Source organism: Paenibacillus sp. FSL L8-0158 (assembly GCF_038592965.1).
Taxonomy (GTDB): Bacteria; Bacillota; Bacilli; order Paenibacillales; family Paenibacillaceae; genus Paenibacillus; species Paenibacillus polymyxa_D.
Genome location: NZ_CP151949.1, coordinates 4335277 through 4352339 on the forward strand (window position 1 = coordinate 4335277; position 17063 = coordinate 4352339).

A 17063-nucleotide genomic window follows, 5' to 3' on the forward strand; every position below is an offset into this window, starting at 1 on the left:
ACCTCGTATACCTTTTAGTAAAGGCCCCCTGATTTCCCTGTAGCATCTTAATCAGGTTGACATCTCTTATAATTTCAGTATAAATGAAAGCGTCACACAATGTAATGCATCCATGTGTTTAAGCTATGGATAAATGTGACTTGGATATGTACAATGTAAGTATACCGCATCCGCTAAACTATTCACAAATGCAGGAAGGATGACCCTATTTTGCAAGCGCATTCATATAGTTATGCTGTCGCCTCTAATCCAGTGTTTTATGAAAATAGCCCACTGCATGTGCTTTTTGCAGGAGAGAGCCAAACCAAATCCGGTCATGCCGTAGGGCCGAAAATCTATGATTACTATCTGCTACACTTTGTAGAATCGGGCAAAGGCATCTTCCGAACGGAACATCACACATATCAGCTTGAAGAAAACGATTTTTTCCTTATCCATCCTGGTCAGCTGGTGAGCTATACCTCTGATGAAGAGGAACCGTGGCGTTATCGTTGGTCTGCGTTTACTGGACACCATACTGAGCAGGTGGTTCAAGAGGCAGGACTGCGTGTTCACCAGCCTGTCTTCCATGCTTCCGATCAAAGTCCAATTCCCGGTTATTTGGAGCAAATGCAATTGGCCTTTTATAGCAGAAAAACTAGTTCTCATCTATCAGCCTTAGGCTATTTGCATCTGATTATGGGGGAAGCAGGCAATTACCTGAGCGACTGGACTGATCCGTCCGGGGCAGATTCGCAAATTCAACGTACAGTCAAGCAGATGGTGCAATATATGTCCACTCAGTACGCACATCCCGTTTCCATTGAGCAAATGTCTGAAGGACTTGGCTATAATCGTGCGTATTTGTCACGGATATTCAAAAAGGAAACGGGCATCTCCCCCGTCACCTATCTGCTTAAGCTAAGAATTGACAAATCACGTCAACTGCTGCGTGAGCGTCCTGAACTATCGGTAGAGCAAGTGGCCGCTTCGGTCGGACTAACCGATGCCTTATATTTCTCACGTCAATTCAAGCGTTTCTGTGGTCAGTCTCCAACCGAGTACCGGAGCAAGGTTAAGCAGTACCCACAGTCGTGAAGCAGACTTAAACAGCCCGCATCCTTCAAACGGATGCGGGCTGTTAATTATATATTGTATAAGAGAATGCGAAATTAGGCCGATGAATACAATATAACTTTCACCTTAGGCTATGCCGCCATTCTATCAGTTCCCGGCATTCAGAATCGAATCAATCCGATCCAGTTCCTCCTGAGAAAAGTCCAGATTGGATAAGGTAGCAACATTTTCTTCAATTTGGCTTACACGGCTTGCCCCAATCAAGACAGAGGTCAGACGTTCGCCGCGCAGAGCCCAGGCCAGCGAGAATTGAGCCAAACTTTGTCCCCGTGCAGCAGCCATCTGATTCAGGGCGCGTACCTTGCGAAGTGTCTCTGGCGTCACATGATTCTCATTCAGGAAAACCGATGTACTCGCTGCACGTGAATCCTCAGGAATTCCGTTCAAATATTTATTGGTCAGCAATCCCTGCGCCAGCGGGCAAAAGGCAATGCTGCCTACCCCGTTTTCGTCCAGTACATCTTGTAATCCGCTTTCAATCCAGCGGTCGAGCAAGGAATATTTCGGCTGATGAATCAGAAGCGGTGTTCCCAGCTCCTTCAGAATACGAGCTGCTTCCGCTGTTTGCTCCGCACTATAATTGGACACACCCACATACAGCGCCTTGCCAGAACGTACGATATGATCCAGTGCTCCCATCGTTTCTTCCAGCGGCGTATCAGGATCAAATCGGTGAGAGTAGAATATATCGACATAGTCCAGCCCCATCCGCTTCAGGCTCTGATCCAGACTAGATATCATATACTTGCGAGATCCCCAGTCTCCATAAGGCCCTGCCCACATATTGTAGCCCGCTTTGGTGGAGATAACCAACTCATCCCGGTACGGTTTCATATCACTGGCTAAAACTTGTCCAAAAAATTCCTCAGCTGATCCCGCAGGAGGGCCATAGTTATTAGCTAAATCAAAATGCGTAATTCCCAGATCAAAGGAGCGGGTAATCATGCTACGGCCATTCTCCGCGTTGTTAATCCCGCCAAAATTGTGCCACAAGCCTAGCGAAATAGCGGGCAGTTTTAGACCTGATCTCCCTGTACGGTTATATTTCATACTTTCATAACGATCTTCGCCAGCTAAATAAACCATGCTATCCCAGCCTCTCTCGAAACATTGTAATGTCCATCACAACATCATCATAGCGCTTTTATCCAGGCGTTGACAAGAAAACGATTACAGACCTAATTGATGAGCAAGTTTTTCCATAACTTTACCGATTGGATCAGTGATCAAAAGATCCGCCTTATGATCATACGAGGTGGGATCTGTATTCAGCAGCACCGTATGTTTACCACGAAAATAAGTAATCAAGCCCGCAGCAGGATGTACTGTCAGCGACGTTCCTCCAATTAACAGCAGATCAGCCTGCGAAATAGCCTGAACGGATTGAATGAGGGTATCCTGATTCAGCTCTTCCTCATATAAAACGACATCCGGTTTAATAATTCCCCCATCTATCGGACATTTGGGTACAACTTCAGAGCTGTTCATCACTTCATCTAGACTGTAGAAGCGTCCGCATTCCATACAGTGGTTGCGATGCACCGAACCATGAAGTTCTAGTACATTCACACTACCTGCAGCCTGATGTAATCCGTCAATATTTTGTGTCACAACCGCTTTAAGACGGCCTTGCTTTTCCAATAACGCGAGGAAATGATGGCAACCGTTCGGCTCCGCATCGGGATGCAGCATTTTACTGCGATAGAAGTCGAAGAACACTTCAGGATGCTTCACAAAAAATGAACGGCTTAGCATAACCTCAGGGGAATAAGGCAATTTCTCCTCACTTTGATACAGGCCTGCTGCCGAACGAAAATCCGGAATACCGCTTTCTGTCGATGTGCCTGCTCCGCCGAAAAAAACAATATTCTGCGATTGCTGTATCCATTCTGCCAACGTATTCACTTTCATACCCTACGCACCTCCAGCTCTTCATAACCACGAATAACCTTATCCGCATCCAGCAAATGACCAGAACGTTCTGCTTCTGGCGCAAATCCAATAGCGAGCCGCACTCCGGCACGCTTGCCCATCTGCATATCTCCATTGCTGTCTCCGATGACTACCACGTCCGCCGGCGACAATCCTAGTAACGCGCAGGCCTTTTCAGCCATTTCCGGGTCAGGCTTACCGTATGTAACCCTATCATGTCCGATAATCTCGTCAAAATAGGATGTCAGCCCCATCCACTCCAAATGCTCATGTGCCGCCTCTGTACTGTCAGAGGTCACAACCGCCAGCTTCAGCCCGGCATGGCGACTTTGCTCAAGCAACGTCCGCAACCCTGGAAATACCTTCACTGCCCGATGTCGCCGAATATCAGCCATCGCCGTTTTATTAAAGTCGCGGACAAGTCGCACAGCCTCATTCCACGGTACACCAGCAGTATAAAGCTGCCAAGCCAGTACCCCCGTACTTTCGTCCACGGTCCCCATGGCCAGCGGGCCAGAAGGATCGTAACCGATCACACGCCCCTCCTGATCGTGAACAGTACCTAGAACGGTACCTTTTTCCACCGTAAAACCGGCACCCGCCACGGTAAGATGCTGCTCCATCATATCCAGTATAGAACGAGCCCAAGGGCCCCACAACTGAATAAAATCCAGCAACGTTCCATCTTTATCTAATAAAATACCACGGCATGGGTACCGCTCCCCCTGCACGATCAGCTCAGACATGCAGCACACCTCCTTTACTGATTCTTAGGAGCCACATCCACACTCTCCTTCATCCAGTCCTGTAAAGCCGTTACCGTCTGATTCCATTGCTCGACAGCGCTAATTTTCGCAGGATTATCCCCTTTTTGGGCACCATAACTGCCGAATTGGGCATGATTCCCCCCTTCAACTGTAAAATACAGCGTGTTGGCTGGTAAATAAGTTCTACCACTTTGGACATTTTCCATCTGGACGACTCCATCATCACTTCCCAGTAGAGAAATAACGGGCAGATTTTTATCCTTTAAATTTCCTTTGTTATCCGGGTAGGAGGCAAGGAAAAATACACCTTTGACCTGATCAGAATGTGCAGCTGCATATCGGGCCGCCATCACACCACCTAACGAATGGCCTCCAATAACAAACGCTTCTTTCGGATATGCCTTTAGCACTTCATTCGCTAGATCCGGGGAGATCAACGCAAGGTTGAGTGGCATTTTTGCTATAATCACATGATGACCCTTTTCCGCCAGGCGGCGTGCCAAAGGCGCGTAACTTTCGGGCTTCACCAACGCCCCTGGATACAAAATGACTCCAGCTCCGCTTCTTTTTACAGGCTCAAAACCAACCCAATGTTCTTGTTCATTTACTTTCACAGCATCCGCTACTTCGGCTAATGCAGCCGTCGCCGTCTCGTCAGGCTGATAAGGCGTAAATATCTTCCATGCTCCCCATCCTGCGACCAGCACGATGACAATCAGGATGCCTAAGAGAATTTTCCATATTTTCCGAGGACCGCGTGTCCCATATGAATTGTATGATCTTCTTGTTCTTCTTCTCATTGTAAAAGTTCCTTTCGCCTTTCGTTCCTCGTAATTCGTAATTCGTAATTTGAATATAAAATGTGCCGCTGTATTCTCAGCGTAACTATAGCCTTGTTAGGGTAACATCGTTGCACATACAGGGTCAAATCAGCATACATTTCCAGGTATTAGCCCGTCTTTATCCGGTGTTCAAGCTTTCGCCACATAATAAGGTTATGACAACGCTTACTATTGTGAATAAAATCACAATGATAAAGTCCAGAGTATCGTACCTTGTTCCTTGTAAAGAATTAATTTTTAAATAGTCTATTCGGCAGAAGCCGCTCGGAGGGAAACACATGACGACAAGCCATGATGTACAAGGGGAAAGCTTCTTTCTCAATTTGCGATTTCTGTTGATCATATGCGTATTTGCAGGGAATGCTCTGGAGCCTCTAGTCGGTTCACTTCATATTGCTCAACAATGGTTCAGCTGGATATTCATGTTTCATATGCCGTTGTTTGTACTCGTTACAGGCTACTTTGCCCAAACATCTTTGACCGGATCTGCAGGCCGAAAAGTTCTGCTTCAGATCGGTATGCAATATCTTATTTTTCAATCACTCTATTCGATCTTGGATGTTGCGCTCTTCCACGTTCCCCATATCCATCATTCGTTCTTTGCTCCTTATTTGCTACTCTGGTTCCTTGCCAGCCATATCTGTTGGAGACTGCTGATGCTGTCTTTTCAGAAAATACCACCTGTCCTCCAATTGGGTATATCCGTGCTGCTGGGTATCCTCGTCGGGTATCTCCCTGTGGATGGTATATGGCTGAGCGTATGCAGAACCTTTGTTTATTTGCCTTACTTTGTAGCAGGTTATCATTTGAATTATGCGGACGTTCGGCGGTTCTTCACAGCTCCAGTCCGCATAATCGCTGGCGTTATATCTCTTCTGCTTATGGTACTGGCGGGTACGTCGTATTTCGGCATCCCGGCAGGCTGGCTGTATGGCAACATGACTTACGGTGAATTGGGCTATACCGAATGGTACGCAGGAATTTACCGCATCGGCATTTATGGAGTTCAATGGATAGCATCCATGGCGTTCCTAAGCTTTGTTCCAGCTGTCACAGGCCGTATAACCGAGATGGGAAGACGGACACTATATGTCTTTTTACTGCATGGCTTGATCGTCCGTACCGTCGTTGCGAAGGGAGTCTACGAATATATAGACACTCCAGTGGAAGTCATGTTGATTGTACTGTGTGCTGCTGGTCTGTGCTGTATGTTGACCATGCCTTGGGTTCGAACTGCAACACGACCTCTGATTGAGCCACAGGTAGAGTGGATGCTAAAGCCAGCTCCTTATCCCTTTAGACGGTCCGCGTAATTTTTTTATCCATATTTTATTTAACATTGAACACGCCACAACCCACCTACAGACCAACATGTAAGCGAGTCTACCCCCTCTTTACTCCACTTGGAGCCTGTTTCATACAGGCGTGACGTGGTAAGTAATGGATGCGCGCAACAAAAAACAACTTTTTTATTAAGGAGTGATTTGTAATGGCACGTAATCAAAATCAGGGGAAAATGAGTCGCGAAGAGGCAGGTCGTATGGGTGGAGAAGCTACTTCCAAGAAGCACAATAAGGAATTTTATCAGGAGATTGGTAAAAAAGGCGGGGAAGCAACCGCAAACTCTCACGATAAAGAATTTTATCAGGAAATCGGCAAAAAGGGCGGCGATGCTACAGCTGAGTCGCATGACAAAAATTTCTACAGAGACATCGGTCGTAAAGGTGGAAGAAATTAAGGTGTAATGTCCTCTTCCGCCCTCCTTTAACATAAAAACAAGCTTGAGCCCATCTGCTTATTGCGGTATGGGCTCTTTCATATTTTCCCTGATACACAAACCTATCAGTATATATATTTCTAATAGATTCAAATTAAAACCTCTTCTAAATGCAATATATAGAGAAATAAAACTGCTCATGTCTATATATTGTTGATTACAGAACACTTCTTGTATTTTTTCAATATCTTCATATATGTAGAAAAAAGCTCACATCTATGATAGACTCTTTAGAAAACATCTGCGCTATCACGGCGTCCATTGAACGCCATACTATTTTTATACTTTGGGGGGAAACCAGCATCATGACAGCTAAGACGAAAATGCGTTCCGATATGATTAAAAAAGGCTTTGATCGCGCTCCTCACCGCAGCTTGCTGCGCGCAGCGGGTGTCAAGGAAGAAGATTTTGACAAACCGTTTATTGCGGTATGTAACTCGTATATTGATATCGTACCGGGCCACGTCCATTTGCAGGAGTTTGGCAAAATTGTCAAGCAAGCCATTCGTGACGCAGGCGGTGTACCTTTTGAGTTTAACACCATTGGTGTAGATGACGGCATTGCCATGGGCCACATCGGTATGCGTTATTCTCTGCCAAGTCGCGAAATTATAGCTGACTCTCTGGAAACTGTCGTGTCCGCTCACTGGTTTGACGGCATGGTTTGTATTCCTAACTGTGATAAAATTACCCCTGGTATGATGATGGGCGCATTGCGCGTTAACATTCCAACTATTTTCGTCAGCGGCGGTCCTATGAAAGCTGGTAAAGACAAGAACGGACGCTCTATTTCCCTGACCTCCGTCTTCGAAGGCGTAGGTGCATATCAGGCTGGTAAAATCGACGATCAAAGCTTGCTTGAATTAGAACAATATGGCTGTCCGACATGTGGCTCCTGTTCAGGGATGTTCACAGCGAATTCCATGAACTGTCTCGCAGAAGCAATGGGTCTGGCTATGCCGGGTAACGGCACCATTCTCGCAGTAGCAGAAGAACGTAAAGAATTCGTTAAACAATCTGCACGCCAATTGATGGAATTGATTAAGCTGGATCTTAAACCACGTGATATCGTAACTAAAGAAGCTATTGATAATGCATTTGCATTGGATATGGCAATGGGCGGTTCCACAAATACAGTATTGCATACATTGGCACTTGCCCATGAAGCAGAAGTTGACTACCCTATCGAACGTATTAATGAAGTCGCAAACCGCGTACCTCATTTGTCCAAATTGGCACCTGCTTCCGACTATCATATTGAGGATGTTCATAATGCAGGCGGCGTAAGCGCAGTGCTGAATGAATTGTTGAAGAAACCGGGCGCACTGCATGGAGACTGTATAACTGTAACCGGAAAAACCATTCGTGAAAACGTAGAGGGACAGGAAATTCTGGATACTAACGTCATCCACAAACTGGACAATCCTTATTCCGAACGTGGCGGTCTGGCTGTATTATTCGGTAATCTGGCACCGCAAGGTTCCATCATCAAAGTCGGTGCAGTTGATCCTTCGGTTGGTGGTTATCACAAAGGTCCTGCAATCTGCTTTGATTCACAGGAAGATGCACTGGCAGGTATCGCCAACGGTAAAATTAATGAAGGACACGTGGTTGTTATCCGTTATGAAGGTCCAAAAGGCGGACCTGGTATGCCTGAAATGCTCGCTCCAACTTCACAAATCGTGGGTATGGGACTTGGTGCCAAGGTGGGCCTGATTACTGACGGACGCTTCTCAGGTGCTTCCCGTGGTATCTCCATCGGTCATATTTCCCCCGAAGCTGCAGAAGGCGGACCTATCGCTTTTGTTGAGGACGGCGATATCATCGAGCTGGACTTGAACAATCGTAAGATTGAGCTCCAGATTACGGACGAAGAATTCGAACGTCGTCGCGCCAACTGGAAAGGCTTTGAGCCGAAGGTGAAAACAGGTTACCTGGCGCGTTATTCCAAGCTTGTGACGAACGCAAGTAACGGCGGAATTATGAAAATCTAAATGCTTTGCTAAGACAGGACACTTTATGAACAGCTAAAAATCCTCTCGATCCCTAACAAAGGATCGAGAGGATTTTTTATTTGGTCATTGGGGTTAGTCTATTCAGTCATTTCGCTGTTGAGTGTATGGACATCATATCTGTGAGCTGTTTGCTCAAGAGCTTCGTCTGAGCGGTGTGAGCCTCCCTGATGGAAACGGTCAAACAAGGTATCCATTGGCATCACAATCAGTTTCGGTACCATTACATCTTTTTTTTCACTCAATTGCTCTGAACCCGAAGGATGGATAACACGAAATAACAGCTTTAAATATACAGTGGACACATGCTTAAACAGTCCTTTGGGAAGCTCCCGAACTTGAAATCCCAACTTCTCTGGACCCCGATGAATCATACTTACTGCATAGATCGCCTTTACATCCTTCATTTCAGAATCATGTACAATGCGTTGGGTCAGATCAGGAAGTTGTTTTTTTACAATCCGAATTAATTGAATAGCTAGATGTACCATCGACTTTGCCGTCGAACCCAATTGGAACAACTTTTTATTATCAAAATGAAGCTCGATTACCGGGTCCCCTTTTTTTAGCCACCTGCTATTCTCCATATTTACATTTGGCCCATGATAGATACGACGACGATAATAAAAGATTGTATCCTCCTGACTTACGGGACGAAGACGAAACAAAACATGAAATAGACGCTCATACTGAAGCCATCCAAATACCAGCGTTCTTTTATACCAACCCGTACTGGACATCTCTGAGGTGGTAGGTTGATTGACAGACTGACGGCAAAACAATGTATCCACCCGCACGCTACGTAATTGTCGTTCTTGGGCGACCCTCAGTAGATTCTCTAGTGCGATTAGCATATTCTGGGGCGCTTCCACGTCTGCCCCCAAAGTCGTACCACAGTCATGGAGCAGCATCACCTCGCCACCCCTTAGCTTTTTGAGCATTCTCTCCGCCAATTGTTTCGCTCCAATGCTTGCCTTCCAGTCCCCAAACATGGAGGACCATAATACGATTCGACGACCATTGGTGTTGGAAATATCAAAAAAGTTCACTATCCCCCAAGGTGGGCGATAAAAGGTCGTTCCCTCACCAGTTACTCGACGAATGACTGACTCTGTCTGGGCAATTTGTCTTCTGACAGTAACAGGCCGCATAAGCCAATTCGATTTGTGCACATAATTATGAATACCGATTAGATGACCTTCATCATGCATGCGTTTCAGAAGCTCAGGGTGTTTTTCTGCATTTATCCCAACAACAAAAAAAGTAGCCTTGGCATCAAAACGCTTCAGTAAATCAAGCAGCTGTGATGTATACACTGGATCAGGGCCATCATCAAAGGTGAGCGCATATTCATGCTCACTTTTGCCGCGCCTGAACACCCGGAAACCAAATATACGACTAACCAGCGCCGGAATAAAAGCATAAAAAGTTGAAATGTAAAACATCCATAACAGCAAAGTCTGCACGTTTTATCCCCACTTTTCTATTCTGAACTCCCCCAAGCAGGCTTCCTGAGGAAAACTCACTTACTTATATGTTATCACAATGACGTAAATATGCCGAGATTTCGCTATTGCATATGGTCAGCATTGAGGTCCAATTTAGTGTACAATAAATAAAAATCTAAAAGGAGTCGTTGTATACATATGCTTCCATTGTACAAAAAATATTGGCGTACCGTTTTTGATATCGGTTTGATCGTATTAACCGTGTATTTAATTATGTTCGTATCCAGCAAACTGTATCAACTAGCCGCACCTGTGTTTCTTTCGTTCGTCGTGTTCTGGTGTATTGAACCTGCTGCCCGTTATTTTCATCGGAAAGGAATGAAAAAGCCTTTTGCCTCCGCACTCTCCGTATTGCTATTTATCATCCTTTTACTTGCTATTTTTTTCGGATTGGGTCTGATTCTGGTTACGCAATTTACGAAAGTCGCGCAAAACCTCCCACAGTATACTCAGATTATCCAAGCGGAATTCACGCGGTATCTTCATCTTTCTCAAGATAAAATCGCTGCTTTACCTCCGGGTGTTACCGAACGTGTGAATGAATATTTTGCGACTGCCACCACCATTGCTACGAAATGGGCACAGCTAGGCTTATCCTTTTTCATACAGTTCCTCAGTTCTTTCACTGTTTTTATGGGCAACTTTGCCATTGCAATCATTTTAGCGTTCTTTTTAAGTATGGAAATTAATCTTTGGAAGGGCATTGCCCGTAGTAAAACACCCAAGACACTAAAAACGGCTTACCTTTTTCTAAAAAATCACGTACTTAAAGCCATCTCCGCATTCCTCAAGGCTCAAGCTTTACTGGTAGGGATTACCTTTGTTCTCGTATTTATAGGTTTACTCATTTTGCAAGTGGATAATGCCCTCTCATTGGCGCTCGTGGCAGCTTTGTTTGATATCCTGCCCTTGTTGGGTGTACCTGTTATTTTTATTCCGTGGGCAGTGTATCTGTTCATCACAGGCAATACCGGCCTGGCAGTAGGCCTGCTTATTGTCATGGCTGTCACGGTTATCGTCCGCCAGCTGGCGGAGCCAAAAATCACTGGTAATTCCATCGGTGTTTCATCTGCCTATCTGATGCTTTCCTTTGCCATTATATCGTTATCTATCTTTGGACTGGCCGGATTAATCCTGTCTCCCATTCTTATCATTTTGCTCAAGGAATTGTGGCAGCAAGGCTATCTGCAAAAATGGATTCGGTTTCCGACAGAGGAATTTGACGAGCCTCCGTTTATCGTTAAAATTCAGGAGGAGGATCGTGAAGCTACTCGTGGTACTCAAGAGGATTGAGCTAACAGATCCATCACTTGACCAAACAGTGCTGTAGCTTGATTTGTAGAATGTGTTGAAACATTTTGCACAAGGACGGCGACCGCATAACGAGGCCGCTCTATCGGACCATAACCTATAAACCACTGGTGATTTATAGGGTGACCGTTCTTTAAAGCTTGGGCCGTACCCGATTTGCCAGCCAGATTCCATGATTTATTACGCAAGGAGGCACCTGTCCCCTGTGTCACAACCTTTTCCATTGCTTCAAGAAGCGTGCGAGCCGTCGCTGTGTGAATCGAGCGGCTGCCCTCGGGTGAAGGTGCAGCATGAGCAGGTAGTTCCAGTAAGGTGCTACCGTCTGCGTAGCTGATACGTTTGACGAGACGTGGTGCATGTACTTGACCATCGTGAAGCAAGGTGACGATGAGATTGGCAGCTTGGAGAGGCGTCACCAGCACATCGCGCTGACCGATAGCTGTCTGTACACGTACGCCCGGATCAAAAGCGTTCGTATGGGAGCCGAATACGGCTCCCTTTTCTTCATGATCCAGCGGTCTGAATTGAGGTAGCCCTGCAAGATTTTGCTCCTGCCAGCCCACAGTTCGGCTCAACCCCAGTGCAGAAGCTGTGGCCTGAATTTGCTCAGGAGTAAGCCGTTCGCCAAGATGAGCGAACACACTATTACAGGATACGGCAAGCCCTTCCTCCAGGTTCAGGGTACCGTGTCCTTCTTTTTTCCAGCAAGCCAAACCGTACTTGCCATAAGTTCCATGACAATGGAATTGTTCCTGTGGTTGGACAACACCTGATTCAAGTGCAGCAGCAGCCGTAACCAGCTTAAAAATGGAACCGGGCGTTATCGCCTTGAGGGCACGATTAGCCCAGTCTGTTTTCTGCTGCGGATCAACATGTCCGGGATTATAAAAAGGGCGAGACACCATCGCCAGTACGTCCGCGTTGCCTGCATCGAGCACTACCACCGCCCCTTCTGCCAAATGACTAGATTCCGTCAGCTTTTCAATCTGTTCCTGTATAGGTAGATCAATTGTAGTCTGCACTTGTAAAGGATAGTGACCATTGGATGGAGCACTGACACGCAGCGGTACATGAGTCAATGGACGACGCTGTGCATCTACAAACCGGGAGACGAACGTTTCACCGACGCCGCTCAGCAGCGGCTCCAGCGTTCTTTCCAGCCCGGCGGCCCCCATCGGCATTTCACTCGCTCGGTCGGCACGTTCATACAAAAAGCCAAGCCATTGCCTGCCATTGGGCAAATCCCTGTAACGTTTCGCATAAGGTACAAGCTCAATAAGCGAAGGGGCTAACTTCAGCAGCTTGCCTGCTTCATGCGGATTGATTTGTACGGGCTCTCCGCGCCCATCTCGCCATATGAGCGGGGATTGTAGCTCTTTCCATCGTGTCAGTAGTTGCTTCTTACTTGTACGCAGTAGCTCGGCCAGTTCTTCGCCATGTAAAGCCGCTTTGCCATCTACATCGGGAAAAAGTACTGGCGTCCATACTACTCCGCCAGTCAAGGGTCGCCCATGCCGGTCCGTAAACTGTCCACGTCCAGAGTCGATAGAAATGCCCTCCTGTCGCTGACGTGCTGACATTTCCTTAAGCGAATGCCCCCCATAAACGGACATATGAATGCCCGCTGTCCCCTGAAGCCAAGCCAGTCGGAATAATAAAACCAGCAGTAGTGCCATCACCCCCAAGGCCATATATGCAATTCGACGTTTTCGAATGAAACTGCTACCACGCCTCGGCACACCTATCCCTCTTTCATCTTTTTTCCAGTAGTATGTCCTGTAGTTGAAAAAGAAACCCACTCAACTTTTAACGTGAATGGGTTTCCGAATTTATTTGTATCTTGTGATGTCTGCTTCTGGGCTCCAATCTAAAATCTCGTCTAACGAATAAAAAACCGTAATGAGATTTTTAAGCACATCCACTAATAAAAAGTACAAAACCACGGAGATCAGTGACAACCCTGATTCCCATGGTTTTGTTATATCTACACCGTAAACCGCGAAAGCTGTTCCTTCAAGTTCACTGATACTCCTTCCAGCTTATCCGACAAACCTACCAGTTGATTACCAATATTGGCCTGTTCAGTGCTGAGCGAAGCGACTTCCTGTGAAGTGGCCGAGGATTGCTCAGCTACCGCGCTTACATTGGTCATTGCCTCGGACAATGTGGTCTGCGATTCACTCAGATGATGAATGGAGGCGGTGACCGTTCCCAACCGAAGCGCGAACTCTCCCATTTGCTGCTGCACCGATTGGAAAATGTCCGTTGTTTCCTGCACGGCTCCCATCTGCTCCCGGAACAGCGGGTACACCTCAGATAATGCCTGTACCGTTTCATTCATCTCGTTGACAATGTTATTAGTAATACCCGTAGCTGTGCGAATAGCTTGACGTGATTGTTCAGCCAACTGCCGAACCTCATTTGCTACCACCATAAAACCACGCCCAGCCGTCCCCGCTCGTGCTGCTTCAATTGTCGCATTCAGTGATAGAATATTCGTTTGTTTAGCAATATCCTGTAATACGTCCAGCACCTTAAAGACATCGGAAGTTGTCTTCTTCAGTTCATCTACTTTGCCTACCAAAGCATGCGTAGTTTCTTCCGTAACCTTAGTCTTGCTCAATAGATTTTTCAGTTGAACTGTCCCTTGCTCACTGGATTGTTCAACTTCTTGTGCGACCAGACTCATTTCATGATTGGAAGCCATCACCGTATCCATTTGCTGAGATATATTCCCGGTTAGTCCGCTGCCACGTTCAGCCTCTGTTGCCAAACTGGCGGCGCCATGAGCAATTTCTTCCGTTGCTGCTGCAATTTCTTTGGCTGAAATGGCTGTCTTCTTCGAGGCATCGCCTAGTTCCGTCGCTGTTTTCAGAACCTCCTGAGCTGAGGCATTTGTCTGCTCTACCAGCAATGTAATTTGCTCCATCATGATATCAAAGCTTTCTGACAACTGCCCAATTTCATCCTGAGCCTTATAGTTCGTTCGAATTTGCAAGTTACCTTTGGCGCCTTCGACCATTAAATCCTTCAGGTGTGTCAATGGACGAGCCACGAGGCGCACGATCCACAGGCCAATGAACAATGCAATGAGTGCAGCCACTGCAGCAAATATCCAGGTTGTGGTTAGAATCCCCTTAGCGTCTCTCACCAGCTCAGATACAGGCACTACACCCACGAGAATCCATTTGGAAGTTCCCAGCGTATTATGAACCGCAAGCACATTTTGCTCGTTGCCATCTGCAACCTGCTCCATAATTTGATTTCCTTCAACCCCTTCAAGCTTGGAAACGTAATCCAGCTTTGTCTTTCCTCCTGCCAAGCTCTCATTGTTAGAACCTACAAACTCACCCTTGTCTGTCACAAGGCTAATCATACTGCCTGAGCCCAAATTAACACCTTTCAACTCGTCCTCCACCGCACTGGACTTTAAATCCATAACCAGAACGTAAGTCCCTCCCAACCCGGACATACTGTTCATGGAGCGTGCTAGGCGAAAGGTCTTGCTGCCATTGTCATTCACCTGCGTAGGTAGCCAAACAATTCCCTTGTTTTTCAAAATATCCTTAAACCATGCTTCCTGCCGTACATCCTTTTGTGTTCCGGTGCCCATAGCAGCAAACTTGGTATCTTCCGGGTACAGGTACAATGAATCAATCGCTTTATTCGTAAAAGCAATATTCGTTAATTTCTTGTTTACTTCGCCCATAGCAACAAAAGATGCAAAAGGATTTTTATCTTGCTTTACAGCCTTTTGCAACTGATCACTTAATTCAGTATCGAAAAATACCTGTGTCGATGTGTCTTGAAAGCGCTCTAGAATAATGTCAAGCTTTTCTGAAGTTTGCTGAACGGTCTGCTGATAAGCCGTAGCTGCATTTTGCTCAATCGTACTTTTAGCCTTGTAGTATGAGAGCATCCCCAAGCTGACCACAAATAACATAATTGCCGCAAAAAAGATCAGAAACAACTTCATTCCAACCGAACGTATCGGATTATAGTTTTTGACCAAATGCATGAAATCTTTACTGTACCTTTCCGGCTTAAGTAAACGCTTTAAATTGTGTGTACCCTTACGAATCGCCTTAGCTAACCAGGGGGCAACCTTCGAAGACACCGCAAGCGTTTGTTCCCCTTTATCCGTTGCTTTACCGCCTTTCAAACCATGCATTTGATCCGTTTTCTTGGGTTGCCTTTTTGCTGTATTCCCCTCTTTTTTCCGTAAACCCATTCCTCTCACCTACCACCATATAATTAGTTTCTAATTCCACGTCATCCATTATGTATCTATTATCTATATAACTTCTATCGGAACTATTCGACAAGGAATGTAGCTTTCCTTTGAGCATCAACTAAATTTTGTGAAACTTTTTTCCTAGAAAACTATTCAAAAAAAAGCCCCTCCAACCGATAGGAGAGGCTTTTGATTCTTTTCGTCTGTGACTTAAGGCTTATTTACTTCTTTTTACGCATCATATCAAAATACGATACGGGCTGATCTACCTTCATTCTAATTCGTTGAAGCGGGTGACGAGCAGCATCCAATTCGTTGCCTTCCTCATCCCAGATCGTTCCGACCGTTTGTTTGAAGAATGTTCCGTTCGGACCGAAAAATTCAATTTCATGACCGGGTTTAAAATGGTTCCGTTGTTGAATAGTTGCGATGCCACTCGCGGCATCGTAGTCCATGACTAGTCCAGCAAAATCATAAGGGACTGCCTTTTCTTCCGGCTCATAAATATGATCCTCATGATCCGGTGTATCGTAGAAAAATCCTGTATTCAGCGGACGATTAGCTGCCTTGTTAATTTCTTCAATCCATTCTGGTTTGAGCACATAATTTTCAGGATCAGCCATATAGGAATCAATCGCTTGACGATAGACATTCACGACCGTTGCCACATAGTGGATAGACTTCATACGTCCCTCTACTTTAAAACTGTCTACACCTACATCAATCAGATCAGGGACATTTTCAATCATACATAGATCCTTGGAACCCATAGAAAAAGCATTATCACTCTCTTCAAACAGTGGAAGCTGGTTAACACCGAGCTGGAAATGTTTCAGTGCATTGTTATCCTGTGCCTCTTCCTCAGATATCCAAACCTCACCTGGGCGGGCATCCTCAAACAGATCGTATTTCCAGCGGCAAGACTGACAACATCCCCCACGATTGGAATCACGGTCTGTAAAGTGATTGGACAACACGCAGCGGCCGGAAAATGAAGAGCACATCGCACCATGGACAAAAGCCTCGATTTCGATGTCCACATGCTTTTTAATTTCTTCGATTTCCTCCAGACTGGTCTCACGTCCAAGTACCACACGCGGTAGCCCCTCGTTTTTCCAAAACTTTACCGCTTGCCAGTTCAGCGTGGACTGCTGTGTGCTCAAATGCACTTCCAATCCAGGAACAGCACGCAATGCCACGGATACAATAGCCGGATCAGCGACGATAACGGCATGAATTCCTGCCTCGTACAGATTGCGCAAGTACTCCTCGATTCCGGCAATATCTTCATTGTGGGCATAAATATTGGTCGCCACAAGCACCTTAGCACCGTACTTGTTGGCAAATTCTACACCTTCACGCATTTCTTCAAAACTGAAATTATCGGCGTTAGAACGCAGACCATATTTTTGTCCACCAATATATACAGCATCCGCGCCATAGTGAACGGCAAACTTCAGCTTTTCCAGATTTCCGGCAGGAGCCAACAGCTCCGGCTTATCCAGACGATTCCGTTTACCTATATATTTTCTCGTTTTGGTTATCGTCCCCATGACGTTCCCCC

Annotated in this window: 13 protein-coding genes; 5 read left to right on the forward strand and 8 right to left on the reverse strand. The window is 46.0% G+C overall.

Going from position 1 to position 17063, the window contains the following annotated elements:
• Positions 1-210 precede the first annotated feature (210 nt).
• Positions 211-1077: an AraC family transcriptional regulator gene (locus NSQ68_RS19030; protein WP_342426882.1), complete on the forward strand. Its 867-nt coding sequence runs from the start codon at positions 211-213 to the stop codon at positions 1075-1077.
• A gap of 126 nt (positions 1078-1203) precedes the next feature.
• Here NSQ68_RS19030 and mgrA read toward each other — a convergent pair whose 3' ends face one another.
• From mgrA to NSQ68_RS19050, 4 genes are all read right to left on the reverse strand, one after another.
• Positions 1204-2202, reverse strand: coding sequence for an L-glyceraldehyde 3-phosphate reductase (gene mgrA / locus NSQ68_RS19035; protein WP_342426883.1), 999 nt, complete (start codon positions 2200-2202; stop codon positions 1204-1206).
• A gap of 84 nt (positions 2203-2286) precedes the next feature.
• A complete protein-coding gene (locus NSQ68_RS19040) occupies positions 2287-3027 on the reverse strand; it encodes an NAD-dependent protein deacylase (protein WP_342426884.1) in 741 nt (246 codons plus the stop codon).
• Complete coding sequence (locus tag NSQ68_RS19045; RefSeq protein ID WP_342426885.1) at positions 3024-3794, reverse strand: HAD family hydrolase; 771 nt, start codon at positions 3792-3794, stop codon at positions 3024-3026. The genes NSQ68_RS19040 and NSQ68_RS19045 overlap by 4 nt, the downstream gene beginning before the upstream one ends.
• 14 nt (positions 3795-3808) lie before the next feature.
• Positions 3809-4615 (reverse strand): alpha/beta fold hydrolase, encoded by an 807-nt coding sequence (locus NSQ68_RS19050; RefSeq protein WP_342426886.1) that lies wholly within the window; start codon positions 4613-4615, stop codon positions 3809-3811.
• Positions 4616-4935: 320 nt separating this feature from the next.
• Between NSQ68_RS19050 and NSQ68_RS19055 the strand changes: the two genes are divergently transcribed.
• From NSQ68_RS19055 to ilvD, 3 genes are all read left to right on the forward strand, one after another.
• The gene (locus tag NSQ68_RS19055; RefSeq protein ID WP_342426887.1) at positions 4936-5970 is read left to right on the forward strand and encodes an acyltransferase family protein; all 1035 of its coding nucleotides are present in this window, start codon (positions 4936-4938) and stop codon (positions 5968-5970) included.
• 176 nt (positions 5971-6146) lie between these two features.
• Complete coding sequence (locus tag NSQ68_RS19060; RefSeq protein ID WP_023989894.1) at positions 6147-6395, forward strand: general stress protein; 249 nt, start codon at positions 6147-6149, stop codon at positions 6393-6395.
• A gap of 344 nt (positions 6396-6739) precedes the next feature.
• On the forward strand, positions 6740-8428 hold the full coding sequence (gene ilvD / locus NSQ68_RS19065; protein ID WP_039272868.1) for a dihydroxy-acid dehydratase: 1689 nt from the start codon (positions 6740-6742) through the stop codon (positions 8426-8428).
• Positions 8429-8526: 98 nt separating this feature from the next.
• Here ilvD and NSQ68_RS19070 read toward each other — a convergent pair whose 3' ends face one another.
• Entirely contained in the window at positions 8527-9912 is a 1386-nt protein-coding gene (locus NSQ68_RS19070; protein WP_342426888.1) for a polysaccharide deacetylase family protein, read from the reverse strand.
• A gap of 180 nt (positions 9913-10092) precedes the next feature.
• On the opposite strand from NSQ68_RS19070, the gene NSQ68_RS19075 reads away from it, so the two are divergent.
• Positions 10093-11247 carry an AI-2E family transporter gene (locus NSQ68_RS19075; protein WP_307347744.1) on the forward strand — a complete coding sequence of 385 codons (1155 nt, stop codon included), beginning with the start codon at positions 10093-10095 and terminating at the stop codon, positions 11245-11247.
• Here NSQ68_RS19075 and NSQ68_RS19080 read toward each other — a convergent pair.
• The 3 genes from NSQ68_RS19080 to NSQ68_RS19090 all read right to left on the reverse strand — a co-directional run bounded on the left by NSQ68_RS19080 (position 11235) and on the right by NSQ68_RS19090 (position 17052).
• Positions 11235-13004, reverse strand: a complete 1770-nt coding sequence (locus NSQ68_RS19080) for a penicillin-binding transpeptidase domain-containing protein (RefSeq protein ID WP_342426889.1) — start codon at positions 13002-13004, stop codon at positions 11235-11237. The genes NSQ68_RS19075 and NSQ68_RS19080 overlap by 13 nt on opposite strands.
• A gap of 245 nt (positions 13005-13249) precedes the next feature.
• Positions 13250-15496: a methyl-accepting chemotaxis protein gene (locus NSQ68_RS19085; protein ID WP_342426890.1), complete on the reverse strand. Its 2247-nt coding sequence runs from the start codon at positions 15494-15496 to the stop codon at positions 13250-13252.
• A gap of 224 nt (positions 15497-15720) precedes the next feature.
• Positions 15721-17052 carry a U32 family peptidase gene (locus NSQ68_RS19090; protein WP_342426891.1) on the reverse strand — a complete coding sequence of 444 codons (1332 nt, stop codon included), beginning with the start codon at positions 17050-17052 and terminating at the stop codon, positions 15721-15723.
• Positions 17053-17063 lie beyond the last annotated feature (11 nt).